The sequence below is a fragment of the Pseudomonas sp. B21-009 genome (assembly GCF_024749345.1).
Classification (GTDB): domain Bacteria; phylum Pseudomonadota; class Gammaproteobacteria; order Pseudomonadales; family Pseudomonadaceae; genus Aquipseudomonas.
This window is the reverse complement of the sequence record NZ_CP087199.1, coordinates 1,632,484-1,646,898: the sequence shown is the minus strand read 5'-3', so window position 1 is coordinate 1,646,898 and position 14,415 is coordinate 1,632,484. Positions and strand designations below refer to the sequence as shown.

General features: G+C 62.3%; 14 protein-coding genes. 8 read left to right on the top strand and 6 right to left on the bottom strand.

Annotated elements, in window-relative coordinates; translation table 11 throughout:
• Nucleotides 1–118: 118 nt before the first annotated feature.
• Together cheR and LOY34_RS07625 are read right to left on the bottom strand one after the other, a co-directional pair.
• On the bottom strand, nucleotides 119–946 hold the full coding sequence (cheR, locus tag LOY34_RS07630) for a protein-glutamate O-methyltransferase CheR (protein WP_038996410.1): 828 nt from the start codon (nucleotides 944–946) through the stop codon (nucleotides 119–121).
• Between the two features lie 52 nt (nucleotides 947–998).
• Nucleotides 999–1,928 carry a chemotaxis protein CheV gene (locus LOY34_RS07625; protein WP_010224956.1) on the bottom strand — a complete coding sequence of 310 codons (930 nt, stop codon included), beginning with the start codon at nucleotides 1,926–1,928 and terminating at the stop codon, nucleotides 999–1,001.
• Between the two features lie 69 nt (nucleotides 1,929–1,997).
• Between LOY34_RS07625 and flgA the strand changes: the two genes are divergently transcribed.
• From flgA to LOY34_RS07605, 4 genes are all read left to right on the top strand, one after another.
• Nucleotides 1,998–2,750, top strand: a complete 753-nt coding sequence (gene flgA / locus LOY34_RS07620) for a flagellar basal body P-ring formation chaperone FlgA (protein ID WP_045200223.1) — start codon at nucleotides 1,998–2,000, stop codon at nucleotides 2,748–2,750.
• A gap of 167 nt (nucleotides 2,751–2,917) precedes the next feature.
• Nucleotides 2,918–3,235 carry a flagellar biosynthesis anti-sigma factor FlgM gene (flgM, locus tag LOY34_RS07615; RefSeq protein ID WP_045200221.1) on the top strand — a complete coding sequence of 106 codons (318 nt, stop codon included), beginning with the start codon at nucleotides 2,918–2,920 and terminating at the stop codon, nucleotides 3,233–3,235.
• A gap of 45 nt (nucleotides 3,236–3,280) precedes the next feature.
• Nucleotides 3,281–3,748, top strand: coding sequence for a flagella synthesis protein FlgN (locus LOY34_RS07610; RefSeq protein ID WP_258664511.1), 468 nt, complete (start codon nucleotides 3,281–3,283; stop codon nucleotides 3,746–3,748).
• Nucleotides 3,749–3,828: 80 nt separating this feature from the next.
• Entirely contained in the window at nucleotides 3,829–4,572 is a 744-nt protein-coding gene (locus LOY34_RS07605; protein WP_045200217.1) for a flagellar brake protein, read from the top strand.
• A gap of 45 nt (nucleotides 4,573–4,617) precedes the next feature.
• Here LOY34_RS07605 and LOY34_RS07600 read toward each other — a convergent pair whose 3' ends face one another.
• From LOY34_RS07600 to bkdR, 3 genes are all read right to left on the bottom strand, one after another.
• Nucleotides 4,618–5,955, bottom strand: a complete 1,338-nt coding sequence (locus LOY34_RS07600; RefSeq protein ID WP_195883365.1) for an MFS transporter — start codon at nucleotides 5,953–5,955, stop codon at nucleotides 4,618–4,620.
• Between the two features lie 170 nt (nucleotides 5,956–6,125).
• On the bottom strand, nucleotides 6,126–7,367 hold the full coding sequence (locus tag LOY34_RS07595) for a glutamine synthetase family protein (protein ID WP_258665094.1): 1,242 nt from the start codon (nucleotides 7,365–7,367) through the stop codon (nucleotides 6,126–6,128).
• A gap of 217 nt (nucleotides 7,368–7,584) precedes the next feature.
• On the bottom strand, nucleotides 7,585–8,070 hold the full coding sequence (bkdR, locus tag LOY34_RS07590) for a Bkd operon transcriptional regulator BkdR (RefSeq protein WP_045189126.1): 486 nt from the start codon (nucleotides 8,068–8,070) through the stop codon (nucleotides 7,585–7,587).
• Between the two features lie 201 nt (nucleotides 8,071–8,271).
• Here bkdR and LOY34_RS07585 point away from each other — a divergent pair, with 201 nt between their 5' ends.
• From LOY34_RS07585 to lpdA, 4 genes are read left to right on the top strand one after another with little or no spacing between them, the layout of a single operon-like run.
• Nucleotides 8,272–9,504 (top strand): 3-methyl-2-oxobutanoate dehydrogenase (2-methylpropanoyl-transferring) subunit alpha, encoded by a 1,233-nt coding sequence (locus LOY34_RS07585; protein WP_045200210.1) that lies wholly within the window; start codon nucleotides 8,272–8,274, stop codon nucleotides 9,502–9,504.
• A 1-nt stretch (nucleotide 9,505) separates the two neighbouring features.
• A complete protein-coding gene (locus LOY34_RS07580; protein WP_045200208.1) occupies nucleotides 9,506–10,564 on the top strand; it encodes an alpha-ketoacid dehydrogenase subunit beta in 1,059 nt (352 codons plus the stop codon).
• Nucleotides 10,565–11,863, top strand: coding sequence for a dihydrolipoamide acetyltransferase family protein (locus LOY34_RS07575; protein ID WP_195883364.1), 1,299 nt, complete (start codon nucleotides 10,565–10,567; stop codon nucleotides 11,861–11,863).
• 2 nt (nucleotides 11,864–11,865) lie between these two features.
• A complete protein-coding gene (gene lpdA, locus LOY34_RS07570) occupies nucleotides 11,866–13,251 on the top strand; it encodes a dihydrolipoyl dehydrogenase (protein ID WP_195883363.1) in 1,386 nt (461 codons plus the stop codon).
• Between the two features lie 55 nt (nucleotides 13,252–13,306).
• Here the strand turns inward: lpdA and LOY34_RS07565 are convergent, their stop codons facing one another.
• Complete coding sequence (locus tag LOY34_RS07565) at nucleotides 13,307–14,320, bottom strand: sensor domain-containing diguanylate cyclase (protein ID WP_045200204.1); 1,014 nt, start codon at nucleotides 14,318–14,320, stop codon at nucleotides 13,307–13,309.
• Between the last annotated feature and the right edge of the window lie 95 nt (nucleotides 14,321–14,415).

Genomic DNA, 14,415 nt, shown 5'->3' with positions numbered 1-14,415 from the left:
GCGGCAATGCCAGAAAAGTGGCAAAAGAGCGGCAAGCGGCAAGCTTCAAGCGGCAAGAAAAAGCCAGGCGGCGCGCGAGCGGCTCTCTTTCTTGCCGCTTGAAGCTTGCCGCTAAAGCCTACTTGGCCTGGTAGATGATCCCCGGGCTGCACTGGACCATCTGGTAGTGATCCGGCAAACCGTTGAGCGCTTCAGAAGCACCCAGGAACAGGTAGCCTCCCGGCTTGAGCGTGCCGTGAATGCGCAGCAGGATGTCCTTCTTGACCTGGGCCGAGAAGTAGATCAGCACGTTGCGACAGAACACGATGTCGAACTTGCCCAGGCTCGCATAACTGTCCAGCAGGTTGAACGAGCGGAACTCGACACGGCTGCGGATCGGCGCCTTGACCGCCCAGCGCCCCGGCCCCTTGACGTCGAAGTAGCGCTGCAGGCGCTCCTGGGACAGGCCGCGGGCAATCGCCAGGCTGTCGTACTCACCGGTCTTGCAATTGGTCAGCATCGAGCCGGAGAGGTCGGTGGCGACGATCTGCGCACCCATCTTCAACTGGCCGATGTTGCTGCGCTCGAACTCGTCGATGGCCATGGAGATCGAGTACGGCTCCTGACCCGACGAACAGGCAGCCGACCAGATGCGCAGGCGCTGGCCGGGGTTGGCCTTGATCTGCTCGGGCAAAACCTTGTTCTTCAGCACTTCGAACGGATAGGTGTCGCGAAACCAGAGGGTTTCGTTGGTGGTCATGGCATCGACCACCTGCTCGCGCAAACCGCTGCGCGGCTGGCTCTGGATACGCTGCACCAGTTCGCCCAGGGACTTGATGCCCTGCTGTTCCATCAGCTTGTTGAGACGGCTGGAGACCAGGTATTGCTTATTTTCGCCCAGCAGGATGCCACAGGCTTTTTCCAGGAAGACCCGGAACTGTTCGAAATCCAAATTACCCGTAGACAATGATGCCGCCTCTTAAATCGTATGTACCGCCAGGGGCAAAGGCCCCCGGCCGTTAGTGCGTGGCCTTGATCCGATCAACAACGCGCTGGGCGAGGTCGTCCGGGCGGAATTTGGCCAGGAAGTCATCAGCACCGACCTTCTTGACCATCGCCTGGTTGAACACCCCGGAAAGCGAAGTATGCAGGATGATGTGCAACTTTTGCATGCGCGGGTCGCTGCGAATCTCGGCGGTCAGGGTGTAGCCGTCCATCTCCGGCATCTCGATGTCGGAGATCATCATCAGGAATTCTTCCTCCGGCCGCTTGCCCTCGTCGACCAGCTTGCGCAGGTAGTCGAGCGCCTGGCGACCGTCGTTGAGCGCCACCACTTCGACGCCAACGGTCTGCAGGCAACGGCTGACCTGCTTGCGTGCCACCGACGAGTCATCGACCGTCAGCACTCGCAGCATCACTGCCTTGTCCTGCACTTCGGCATCGACCACGCCGGCGGAGATCGCCTCGGAGGTCGGCGCCACTTCGGCGAGGATCTTCTCCACGTCGATGATCTCGACCATCTTGTTGTCAACCCGGGTCACCGCCGTCAGGTAGTGATCGCGCCCAGTGCCCTTGGGTGGTGGATGGATCTCCTCCCAGTTCATGTTGACGATGCGCTCCACCGAATGCACCAGAAACCCCTGGGTCTTGGTGTTGTACTCGGTGATGATGACGAAACTCTTGCTGGTTTCTTCACTCAGACCGGGCATCCCGGTCGCCATCGCCAGATCGAGGATCGGGATGGTTGCCCCACGAATATTCGCGACACCGCGCACGACGGGGCTGGATTTGGGCATAACGGTCAGGTTCGGACACTGCAGCACTTCCCTTACCTTGAACACGTTGATGCCGTAGAGCTGCTCGCCATTGAGACGGAACAACAGCAGCTCCAGGCGGTTTTGCCCTACCAGTTGCGTGCGCTGGTTCACCGAATCCATTACACCAGCCATGCCAGACTCCTTCACCAAACGCTTCGAGCTTCGTACCCAGTCGGCACGCGCTTTGCTTTTTTTAATCGTATGAACATGAAAACGACATTTTTCCGACGCCTGACCCGCCACCTGCCCGGCTTCCTTGCTGCGCTGTGCCTCGCGGCCCCTGGCGTTCGAACTCTGGCTGACGCTTTCACCTTGCCTGAACAGCTTATCGGTGTCACCCAAGGGTTTCTTGAATTCACCGTAGAAGACTACCTGGCCACCAGCCAGACCGAAGGGCGCTACGAGATCCAGGTCAACAACCTCGACCCGCGCCTGCGCATGCCACTGTGCGACCAGCAACTGGGCGCTTCGCTGGAGAGCCCGGCGCAGCCGCTGGGCCGCGTGACCGTGCGGGTTCGTTGCGACGGCAGCTCACCATGGACGGTGTTTGTGCCCGCCCAGGTACGTCTTTTTCGCAACGTGGTGACCGTGGTCCGTCCGCTCAAGCGCGACAGCGTCGTCGGCGAACAGGACGTCGCCCTGCGCGAACGCGACGTAGGCATGCTCAACCAGGGTTTTCTCGCCAGCCTCGACCAGGCGGTGGGGCTCAAGGTTATCCGACCAACGGTCATGGATCAGGTCCTCACCCCCCAGCACCTGGAGCAGGCCGAAGTGGTGCGCAAAGGCGACCAGGTGGTGATCACCGCTCGCAGCGGCAGCCTGGCTGTGCGCATGCCAGGCGAAGCGCTGAGCAAGGGCGGCCTGAGCGAACAGATCCGCGTGCGCAACCTCAACTCCAAGCGGGTGGTCAAGGCCAGGGTGACCGGGCCGGGTCAGGTGGAAGTGGCCATGTAGAGCGCTGAATCAATATCAATGCTGGCGATCAGGAACTGCTTTTCCTAAACTGTGTCCATTGGATGCCCCGAACCGGCCGCGCACGCCTTTGAGCATTTGCGCCTAAAGTTTCTTTCGGGTTGGCCGAAAACAAGGCAAGCGTCCAAACACCCAGAGGTTTTCTGATCATGGTCATCGACTTCAGTCGTTTGAATAACTCCCCGTCGGTTGCCGGCGGCGTGCGCACTGGCAGCAGCCAGGAAAGCACCGCCAGCGCAGCTTCGGCCAAGGCCGGCAGCGTTGCTGAGAGCAGCGCCAGCGGGGAAACCGTACACCTCAGCCACGAGGCCCAGCAGTTGCAAAAGGTCAGCGACAAGCTGCGCGACCAGCCGATTGTCAACAGCGCCCGGGTGGCCGAGTTGAAACAGGCTATCGCCGACGGCAGCTACCAGGTCGACAGCAACCGCGTCGCCAGCAAACTGCTTAATTTCGAAGCCCAGCGCTAGCCCCTGGCGCGCTGACTTCAGGACGCTTGAACCAAAGAGCCAGCCATGCACGACACTACTCTGCTGCAACTGATCGAAAACGATATTGCTCCAGCGCAAGAACTGCTCGAATTGCTGCAGACCGAGAACGTTGCCCTGCACGGCCGCGACATGCCGCTGCTGGAAAACATCCTGGCGCGCAAGCAGTCGCTGGTGATCCTGCTCGATCAGCATGGCCGCCAGCGCAGTGAACTGCTTGCCGGCCTGGGCCTGTCCCAGGACCGCGAAGGTGTCGCCCAACTGGCCTGCAACTCCTCTTTCGGTGACCTGCTGCTGCAACAACTGGATGTGCTTGGCCAACTGCTGGCTGACTGCCAGGCGGTCAACGAGCGCAACGGCCGCTCTATCCAGATCCAGCAGAGCACTACCGCCAACCAGATCAGAATCCTCATGGGCGGCGAAGCACCGTCGCTCTATGACAGCCGCGGGGCCACCTCCCCCCTCGCCAAGCCGCGGGCGTTGAGCCAGGCTTGATTCCCTGTATCAAGGCACGGAACATACTGGCAAAATGCCGTAACTTGCGTGTGACGTTTTTGCCTGGAGAATGATTAACCGTGTTCAATGAAGCAGAAGCTCCGCAGCCTCCGAAGGTGCTCACTACTCCTTTGGAAATTGCCGCCAACTTGCGGTCGCTGCAAGAGAGCCATGACCCGCTGATCATCACTTTCCACGAACGCAGCCAGCGTTTTCAAAGCTATGTGGTCGAGGTCGACCGCGAAGGCAATCGCCTGGCCCTTGATGAAATGATCCCTCGTGACGGCGAACGCTATCTGCAGAATGGCGAACCATTTCGCGTTGAAGGCTTTCATGATGGCGTGCGTATCGCCTGGGAATGCAACACACCGTTGAGCATTGTCGAGGAAGATGGCCATCGCTGCTACCGCGGCACCCTGCCTACCGAAGTCGCCTACCACCAGCGCCGCAATGCCTTTCGTGCAGCGCTGAAGCTGACCCAGCTGGTGGACGTCGTGCTTGACGGCGAAAAACTCAAGGGCAACGGCGCGCTGCGCGGCAAGTTGCTGGATATTTCCGCAACCGGCTGCAAGCTGCGCTTTGAAGGCAATGTCGAAGAGCGCCTGCAATTGGGCCAGGTTTACGAGAAGTTCGCCAGCGGTGCACCGCTGGGTTTGTCCCAGGTCGAGGTCGAGTTGCGTCATCTGCATTTCGAAGAGCGCATCAACGCCACCTTCGCCGGCGTGCGCTTTCACAACCTCAACGGGCAGATGCAGCGCAAGGTGGAAACCTTCGTTTACCAGCTGCAGCGTGAAGCACGGCGCTTCGATAAAGACGACTACTGAGTCGACCCCATCGCGGGGCCCGCTCCCACGGGCCCCGCGATGGCATCACACCTGTGTCGGCTTGACCTCTTCAGCCACAACCTCAGCGTCATCCCCCTCCTGTGCCTCGGTATCTTCAGCCGCCACCGGCGTCTGCATCTGATCCTGCACCACCTGCTCGTCAACCCGTGGGTCCAGCGCTGCCGACAACGGTGAACCTGCCGCCGGCATGGCCACGTGATGCAGCGGCGCATCGTCGACCTGGTGCAAACCGGTCACCGCTTTCGGGCGGATCCGCCAGACCAGCACCAGGGCAAAGAACACAAAGAAGGCATAGAGCATCTGGTTGCCCAGCACCTTCATCAACACCCCGGCCACCAGCGGCCCGATACTCGCGCCCACGCCATAGGTCACCAGCAGCATCGCCGTCAGCGACACCCGCCGCTCGCTCTCGACGTGGTCGTTGGAAAACGCCACCGCCAGCGGATACAGGCAGAACTGCAGCAGCGACACGGCAAAGCCTGCGACAAACAATACCTCCAGCGGCACTGATGGCATGATCGCCAGCGGCAGCGCAACAATCGCCAGGCCCACGGCAACGCTACGAATCAGCAAGGCCCGGTCATAGCGATCGGACAACCAGCCCAGCGGCCACTGCACCAGCAGACCGGCGAAGATGCAGCAGCCCATGAACAGACCGACCTGCTCGGTGCTCAGCCCCTGCTTGGACGCATACAGCGGCGCCAGGCCGTAGAAGGAACCAACGATCAGGCCGGCCCCCAGCACGGTACTCAGCGACTGCGGCACCCGCTTGATAAAGAAGCGCGGCTCCATCGGTGCCGGCCGCAATGGCGCCGGGTGAATCCGTCGTGTGAGTGCCACCGGCACCAGGCACAGGGCAAAGCACATGGCGACCAGCATCAGCAGTTCAAGGCCCAGCTGCGGATGCGCCACCAGGATCAACTGGCCGAGCACCAGGCCCAGGTACGAGGCAATCATGTAGCCACTGAACACCGCGCCTCGCTGCTTGGCGTCGGCCTGCTCGTTGAGCCAGCTTTCGATGACCATGTACTGGCACATCATCCCCAGGCCGACGATAACCCGCAGCAGCACCCAGGCCGGCAACCAGCTGACCAGGCCATGGCCGAGCACCGCCGCGCCGACAATGCCGGCGCAGGTAGCATAGGCACGGATATGCCCGACCCGGGCAATCAGCCGGTGGCCGATCTTGCCGCCCAGGGCCAGGCCAAAATAGTTGGCGGCCATCAGCGCACCGACCCAGAGGCTGTCGACATGATCGGCAGCCAGGCGCAAGGCCAGGTAGGTACTCAACAAGCCGGAGCCGATCAACATCATCAGCGCAGCGAAATACAGCGCGCGAAAAGACTTCCAGATCTGTCGCATCAGCGTCCCGAACGGCTCCTTGAGCTGGTGGAAAAACTGCTTGAAAGCATAAGTGAAAATAACCGCCTTGCAGTTGATGCAGATAAAAAAACAGGTGCCAGGGTGTTTACCAACACCGCTGCCACCTGCCTTGAAACTGAGCGATTGCCCCGGCAAAAACGCCTCGCCGGTTATGCCTGCGCGGCCAGCACGCGGCGCTCCCACGGGGTGATCTCATCGAAGAAGCTGGTCAGCTCCAGGGTCTTGGTGGCAATGTAGCCTTCGATGAACTCCTTGCCGAACAGTTCCCGCGCAAGTTCGCTACGCTTCAGACGCTCCAGGGCCGCATGCAAGGTACATGGCAGGCTCAAATGATCCGGCACCTCGAATTCGCCCTGGATCGCCGGCGTCGGTTCGAGCTGCTGCTCGATGCCATAAAGCCCCGCGGCGAGACTGGCGGCAATTGCCAGGTAAGGGTTGGTATCGGCGCCTGGCAAGCGGTTTTCGACCCGCCGCGCCACTGGCGAGCTGGCCGGAATGCGCAGGCCGGCGGCGCGGTTGTCTTCGGACCAGCAAGCATTGTTCGGTGATGCATAGGGGTGGCAAAGGCGCTGGTAGGAGTTCACGTTCGGCGCGAACAAGGCGGTGAAGTCGGCCATGCACGCCTGCTGGCCGCCAATGAAGTGATAGAACGCCGGGGTCGGCTTGCCATCGGCATCGCTGAAGACATTGCCCCCGTCCTCCACCGCCACCACGCTCTGGTGAATGTGCATGGAACTGCCCGGCGTATGCGCCAGTGGCTTGGCCATGCACACCACGGTCAGGCCATGCTTGAGCGCGACTTCCTTGAGCAGGTGCTTGAACAACAGGGTCTGGTCGGCCAGCAACAGCGGATCGCCGTGCAGCAGGTTGATCTCGAACTGGCTGACGCCCATTTCGTGCATGAAGGTATCGCGCGGCAGGCCCAGTGCCGCCATGCAGCGATAGACCTCGCTGAAGAACGGGCGCAGGCCGTTGTTGGAACTGACACTGAACGCCGAATGACCTTCTTCGCGACGACCATCCTTGCCCAGCGGCGGCAAAAACGGCTGGTCGGGATCGCTGTTGGGGGCGAAGACAAAAAACTCGAGTTCCGTCGCCACAACCGGCGCCAGGCCACGAGCGGCGTAACGGGCAATCACCGCCTTGAGCAGGCCACGACTGGAGAGCCCGAAGCTTTCACCGCTAAGCTCGACCGCATCGCAAATCGCCAGGGCCCGTGGCTCGTCGCTCCAGGGCAGGCGATAGATATGCTGCGGGTCGGCGACCAGCGCCAGGTCGCCGTCGTCGCTGCCATAGAAACGCGCCGCCGGGTATCCGCCCATGATGCATTGCAGCAGCACACCGCGGGCCATCTGCAGGCGCCGGCCTTCAACAAAGCCTTCAGCGGTCATCACCTTGCCGCGCGGTACACCATTGAGATCCGGGGTAATGCACTCGATCTCATCAATGCCCGTCAATCGCTCGGCGAGAGAGTTTTGGCCATTGGTCGTCATGACTCTATCCTTGTTGTTTTCGCATGCCGGGAACGGCGACGGCTACAACATAGGCACCGGCCGTTCGAAATTTCAAGCGCCAAACGGACGATGTGATCGTAATTATCTACACGGCTTAACCTGGCAGGGTCAGGCCATTGGCTGGCAGCGGCAGCGCGGTTTTGTAGCGCACCTGCTTCAAGGCAAAACTCGAACGGATGTTGGCCACCCCCGGCAGGCGGGTCAGGTAGTCGAGAAAACGCTCCAGGGCCTGGATGCTGGGCAACAGCACGCGCAGCAGGTAATCCGGGTCACCGGTCATCAGGTAGCACTCCATGACCTCCGGGCGCTCGGCGATTTCTTCTTCGAAGCGATGCAGCGATTGCTCGACCTGTTTCTCCAGGCTGACATGGATGAACACGTTGACATCCAGGCCCAGCACCTCCGGCGCCAGCAAGGTCACCTGCTGGCGAATCACCCCAAGTTCCTCCATGGCCTTGACCCGGTTGAAGCAGGGGGTTGGCGAGAGATTCACCGAGCGCGCCAGCTCGGCGTTGGTGATACGGGCATTTTCCTGGAGGCTGTTGAGAATGCCGATATCCGTACGATCCAGTTTGCGCATGAGAGAAAATCACCTGTTTTTTGTCTTTATAAGGAATGTTTATCCGCTAGCCGAGGCAAAGGCAACGAAGTTGAGAAAAATATTCTTCAGGCGCCGGAATATCATGTAGGACAAGACTGACTCCCTGGTCACAAGCCGGGTGTCAGCAGCGACCGCTTCAAAGCTCAACAAAAACACAAGACAGAGCGAGCGTAAAAAAGCATGAACGAGTACGCCCCCCTGCGTTTGCATGTGCCCGAGCCTACAGGCCGGCCAGGCTGCCAGACTGATTTCTCCTACCTGCGTCTGACCGATGCCGGTCAGGTTCGTAAACCTCCCGTCGATGTAGAAGCCGCCGATACCGCGGACATCTCCTCTAGCCTGATCCGGGTGCTGGATGACAAGGGCAATGCCCTGGGCCCCTGGGCCGAGGACGTCAGCCCCGAAGTCCTGCGCCAGGGCATGCGCACCATGCTCAAGACCCGGCTGTTCGACAGCCGCATGGTGGTTGCCCAGCGGCAGAAGAAGATGTCGTTCTACATGCAGAGCCTGGGTGAAGAAGCCATCGGCAGCGGCCAGGCCATGGCCCTGAACCGCAGCGACATGTGCTTTCCCACCTACCGCCAGCAAAGCATCCTCATGGCCCGCGACGTGTCGCTGGTAGAGATGATCTGCCAGCTGCTGTCCAACGAGCGCGATCCGCTCAAGGGGCGCCAGTTGCCGATCATGTACTCGGTGCGCGAAGCCGGCTTCTTCACCATCAGCGGCAACCTGGCGACCCAGTTCGTCCAGGCGGTCGGCTGGGCCATGGCTTCGGCCATCAAGGGCGATACCAAGATCGCCTCGGCCTGGATCGGTGACGGCGCCACCGCCGAATCTGATTTCCACACCGCCCTGACCTTCGCCCACGTCTACCGCGCGCCGGTGATCCTCAACGTGGTCAACAACCAGTGGGCGATCTCGACCTTCCAGGCCATTGCCGGCGGTGAGTCGACCACCTTCGCCGGGCGTGGCGTAGGTTGTGGCATTGCCTCCTTGCGTGTCGACGGCAACGACTTCATCGCTGTCTACGCCGCTTCACGCTGGGCCGCCGAACGCGCCCGCCGCGGCCTGGGTCCGACGCTGATCGAATGGGTCACCTACCGCGCCGGCCCGCACTCGACCTCGGACGATCCGTCCAAGTACCGCCCGGCCGACGACTGGAGTCACTTCCCCCTGGGCGACCCGATCGCCCGCCTCAAACAGCACCTGATCGCCATCGGTCACTGGTCCGAGGAAGAGCACCAGGCGGTCAGCGCCGAGCTCGAAGCCGAGATCATCAAGGCGCAGAAAGAAGCCGAACAGTACGGCACCCTGGCCGGTGGCCAGATGCCAAGCCCGGCCTCGATGTTCGAGGATGTCTACAAGGAGATGCCGGAGCACCTGCGCCGGCAGCGCCAGGAACTGGGGATCTGACATGAACGATCACAACACTTCAATCCAGTTGGAAACCGCCATGGCGACCACCACCATGACCATGATCCAGGCCCTGCGCTCGGCCATGGACATCATGCTAGAGCGCGATGAAGACGTAGTCGTCTATGGCCAGGACGTCGGCTACTTCGGTGGCGTGTTCCGTTGCACCGAAGGCCTGCAGACCAAGTACGGCAAGTCGCGGGTGTTCGATGCACCGATCTCCGAAAGCGGCATCGTCGGCACCGCCGTGGGCATGGGTGCCTACGGCCTGCGCCCGGTGGTGGAAATCCAGTTCGCCGACTACTTCTACCCGGCCTCCGACCAGATCGTTTCGGAAATGGCCCGCCTGCGCTATCGCTCGGCCGGCGAGTTCGTCGCCCCGCTGACCCTGCGCATGCCTTGCGGTGGTGGTATCTACGGCGGCCAGACGCACAGCCAGAGCCCCGAGGCGATGTTCACCCAGGTCTGCGGCCTGCGCACCGTGATGCCGTCCAACCCCTATGACGCCAAGGGCCTGCTGATCGCCTCGATCGAGAACGACGACCCGGTGATTTTCCTCGAGCCCAAGCGCCTGTACAACGGCCCGTTCGACGGCCACCACGACCGCCCGGTAACGCCATGGTCGAAACACCCGGCCAGCGCCGTGCCGGATGGCTACTACACCGTACCGCTGGACAAGGCGGCGATCACCCGCCCGGGCAAGGACGTCACCGTGCTGACCTACGGCACCACCGTCTATGTCTCGCAGGTGGCCGCTGAAGAAACCGGCGTCGACGCCGAAGTCATCGACCTGCGCAGCCTGTGGCCGCTGGACCTGGAAACCATCGTCGCCTCGGTGAAAAAGACCGGCCGCTGTGTGGTGGTGCATGAAGCCACGCGCACCTGCGGTTTTGGCGCCGAGCTGATCGCGCTGGTCCAGGAACACTGCTTCCATCACCTCGAAGCCCCGATCGAACGCGTCACCGGCTGGGATACCCCCTACCCGCACGCGCAGGAGTGGGCGTATTTCCCCGGCCCTTCGCGAGTGGGCGCGGCATTGAAACGGGTCATGGAGGTCTGAATGGGCACGCACGTCATCAAGATGCCGGATATCGGTGAAGGCATCGCACAAGTTGAACTGGTGGAATGGTTCGTTAAAGTTGGCGACACCGTCACAGAAGATCAGGTCGTGGCCGATGTCATGACCGACAAGGCCACCGTCGAAATCCCTTCGCCGGTCAGCGGCAAGGTCCTGGCCCTGGGCGGCCAGCCCGGTGAAGTCATGGCGGTCGGCAGCGAGCTGATCCGCATCGAAGTCGAAGGCGCCGGCAACCACCAGGAAGGCACCAGCCAACCTGCTGCAGCTGCAGCAGCACCGGTGGGAGCGGGCTTGCCCCGCGAAGCGGCTCCAGCGGTTCCTGCCAAGGCCGCGGAAGCTGCCCCCAAACCGGCTGCCCCCGCAGCCTCGGCCCACCAGCCCGCCGCCATCGTCCCGCGCCAAGCCCACGACCGCCCACTGGCCTCGCCTGCCGTGCGCAAGCGCGCGCTGGACGCCGGTATCGAGCTGCGTTATGTACACGGCAGCGGCCCCGCCGGGCGCATCCTGCACGAGGACCTCGACGCCTTCCTGGCGCAACCGGCCACCAACACCCAAAGTGCCCCTGGCGGTTATGCCAAACGCAGCGACAGCGAGCAGATCCCGGTGATCGGCCTGCGCCGCAAGATCGCCCAACGCATGCAGGATGCCAAGCGCCGTGTCGCCCACTTCAGCTACGTCGAAGAAATCGACGTCACCGCCCTTGAGGAGCTGCGCCTGCACTTGAACAAAAAGTGGGGTGACAGCCGTGGCAAGCTGACCCTGCTGCCATTCCTGGTGCGCGCCATGGTCGTTGCCCTGCGCGAGTTCCCGCAGATCAACGCCACCTACGACGATGAAGGCCAGGTCATCACCCGCCACGGCGCAGTGCATGTCGGCATCGCCACCCAGGGCGACAACGGCCTGATGGTGCCGGTGCTGCGCCACGCCGAAGCCGGGAGCCTGTGGAGCAACGCCGGCGAGATCGTGCGCCTGGCCAATGCCGCCCGCGGCAACAAGGCCAGCCGTGAAGAACTGTCAGGCTCGACCATCACCCTGACCAGCCTCGGCGCCCTTGGCGGCATCGTCTCGACGCCGGTGGTCAACACCCCGGAAGTGGCGATTGTCGGGGTCAACCGTATGGTTGAACGGCCGATGGTCATCAATGGCCAGATCGTCATTCGCAAGATGATGAACCTCTCCAGCTCGTTCGATCACCGGGTGGTCGACGGCATGGACGCGGCACTCTTCATCCAGGCCATCCGCGGCCTGCTCGAACAACCTGCCAGCCTGTTTGTGGAGTGACCATGCAACAGACGCTCAACACTACCCTGCTGATCATCGGCGGCGGCCCCGGCGGCTACGTCGCCGCCATTCGCGCCGGCCAGCTGGGCATTCCCACGGTACTGGTCGAAGGCCAGGCCCTGGGTGGCACCTGCCTGAACATCGGCTGCATTCCGTCCAAGGCGCTGATTCACGTCGCCGAGCAGTTCCACCAGACCCAGCAGCACAGCCAGCAGTCGAACCTGGGCATCAAGGTCTCGCCACCGAGCCTGGACATCACCCAGAGCGTGGCCTGGAAAGACGCCATCGTCGATCGCCTGACCAGCGGCGTCGCCACCCTGCTGAAAAAGCACGGGGTCAAGGTGATCCATGGCTGGGCAAAAATTCTCGACGGCAAGCACGTCGAGGTCGACGGCCAGCGCATCCAGTGCGAACACCTGTTGCTGGCCACCGGTTCCAGCAGCGTTGAACTGCCGATGCTGCCATTGGGCGGCCCGATCATCTCCTCCACTGAAGCTCTGGCCCCGAAAACCCTGCCCAAGCACCTGACCGTGGTCGGCGGTGGTTACATCGGCCTGGAGCTGGGCATCGCCTACCGCAAGCTCGGCGTCGAGGTCAGCGTGGTCGAAGCCCGCGAGCGCATCCTGCCGACCTACGACAGCGAACTGACCGCGCCGGTGGCCGAGTCGATCAAGAAGCTGGGGATCAAGCTCTACCTCAAGCACAGCGTCGAAGGCTTCGATGCCGGCCACCAGGCCTTGCAGGTGCGCACGCCCGAAGGCGAACTGCTGCAACTGAGCACCGACCAGGTGCTGGTCGCGGTCGGCCGCAAGCCACGTACCCAGGGCTTCAACCTGGAAAGCCTGGCGCTGAAGATGAACGGCTCGGCGGTGGCCATCGACGAGCAATGCCAGACCAGCATGCTCAACGTCTGGGCCATCGGCGATATCAGCGGTGAACCGATGCTCGCCCACCGGGCCATGGCCCAGGGTGAGATGGTTGCCGAACTCATTGCCGGCAAATCGCGGCGCTTCGAGCCGGCCGCGATTGCCGCGGTGTGCTTCACCGACCCGGAACTGGTGGTCGTCGGCAAGACCCCGGAACAGGTGGAGCAGGAGGGCCTGGACTGCATCGTTACGCAGTTCCCGTTCGCCGCCAACGGCCGGGCCATGACCCTGGAATCGAAAAGCGGCTTCGTGCGCGTGGTCGCCCGTCGTGACAACCACCTGATCCTTGGCTGGCAAGCGGTTGGCGTGGGCGTCTCGGAACTGTCCACAGCCTTTGCCCAGTCACTGGAGATGGGCGCTTGCCTGGAAGATGTGGCCGGTACCATCCACGCTCACCCGACCCTGGGTGAGGCGGTGCAGGAAGCGGCGCTACGCGCCCTGGGTCACGCCCTGCATCTGTAGACACTGAAGCGGCTGAGGCCGATTTGACCCGCTGCCCCGTGCAGCGGGTCCTTTTTCATTCACCGATCTCATCCTTGCCGGCCGCCTTGGCCCGGTACAGCGCCTGGTCCGCGCGGCCCAGCAATTGCGCTTGCCCTTCACCCTCCAGCCATTCGACCACGCCATAACTCATGGTCAGCAATCGCTCGCCCACCGGCGGCGCCTGCTCCAGCGCCTGGCGAATCTGCCGCGCCAGTTGCAATGCCTCTTCGCGCTGGGTGCCCGGCAGCACTGCCACGAACTCATCACCGCCCCAGCGTGCCAGCAAGTCACCGGCACGCAGGCAAACCTTGATCCGCTCAACCGATGCGATCAGCGCCTGGTCACCCTGGGCATGGCCATACTGATCGTTGATCGGCTTGAAGTCGTCGATATCCATGACAATCAGCGCCAGCGGCTGGCGAAACCGCCGTGCCCGCTCGCACTCTTGCTGCAGGACCTTTTCCAGGCGGTAACGGTTGGCCACCAAGGTCAGCGCATCGCGTTCGGCCAGGTCGCGGTTCTCGTCGAGCTGGCGCTGCAGTTGCTGGTTGACCCACGACAGCTCGCGGGTGCGCTCGGCGATCTGCGCTTCCAGCGACAGGTTTTCCAGCTGCAGTTGCTCGACCAGGCGCTTGCCATCGTCGATATTGCGATGAGCGCCGAGCATCCGCGCCACCGAACCATCCGGGTTGCGCTCAATGATGTGACCGCTGTCCTCGATCCACAGGAAGTTGCCGTCCTGGCAACGGCAACGGTACTCGATGCGGTACTGGTCGGAGCGGTCACTGATGTAGTCCTCGAAATGGCTCATCACCCGCGGGTAGTCCTCGGGGTGGATCACGCCTTCCCAGGTCAGTACGGTGTTGTCCAGCGAGTGGCTGGGGTAGCCGAGCATCCGGTACCAGCCGGGGTTGCGGTAGACGTAGCCGGTATTGGCATTCCAGTCCCAGATACCGTCGCTGATCAGGTCCAGCAGGGTGTGCAACTGTTCTTCCCTGAAGTCGCCCAGCGGGGCCTTCAATGGTGGTGTGTCTGACGTTTGAGTCATGGACGATCTCCCTTGTCCAGGCAACTACGCCCCAGCCGGATGTTAGTGCTGCCGGTTTGAAATGACTTGCCGCTGACGGCAAGGGTTTACCTCTT

Coding starts and splice junctions, on each gene's coding strand:
- LOY34_RS07625 (WP_010224956.1), bottom strand. CDS start 1,928: ATGGCTGGTGTAATGGATTCGGTGAACCAGCGCACGCAACTGGTAGGG.
- flgA (WP_045200223.1), top strand. CDS start 1,998: ATGAACATGAAAACGACATTTTTCCGACGCCTGACCCGCCACCTGCCC.
- flgM (WP_045200221.1), top strand. CDS start 2,918: ATGGTCATCGACTTCAGTCGTTTGAATAACTCCCCGTCGGTTGCCGGC.
- LOY34_RS07610 (WP_258664511.1), top strand. CDS start 3,281: ATGCACGACACTACTCTGCTGCAACTGATCGAAAACGATATTGCTCCA.
- LOY34_RS07600 (WP_195883365.1), bottom strand. CDS start 5,955: ATGCGACAGATCTGGAAGTCTTTTCGCGCGCTGTATTTCGCTGCGCTG.
- LOY34_RS07595 (WP_258665094.1), bottom strand. CDS start 7,367: ATGACCGCTGAAGGCTTTGTTGAAGGCCGGCGCCTGCAGATGGCCCGC.
- bkdR (WP_045189126.1), bottom strand. CDS start 8,070: ATGCGCAAACTGGATCGTACGGATATCGGCATTCTCAACAGCCTCCAG.
- LOY34_RS07585 (WP_045200210.1), top strand. CDS start 8,272: ATGAACGAGTACGCCCCCCTGCGTTTGCATGTGCCCGAGCCTACAGGC.
- LOY34_RS07580 (WP_045200208.1), top strand. CDS start 9,506: ATGAACGATCACAACACTTCAATCCAGTTGGAAACCGCCATGGCGACC.
- LOY34_RS07575 (WP_195883364.1), top strand. CDS start 10,565: ATGGGCACGCACGTCATCAAGATGCCGGATATCGGTGAAGGCATCGCA.
- lpdA (WP_195883363.1), top strand. CDS start 11,866: ATGCAACAGACGCTCAACACTACCCTGCTGATCATCGGCGGCGGCCCC.
- LOY34_RS07565 (WP_045200204.1), bottom strand. CDS start 14,320: ATGACTCAAACGTCAGACACACCACCATTGAAGGCCCCGCTGGGCGAC.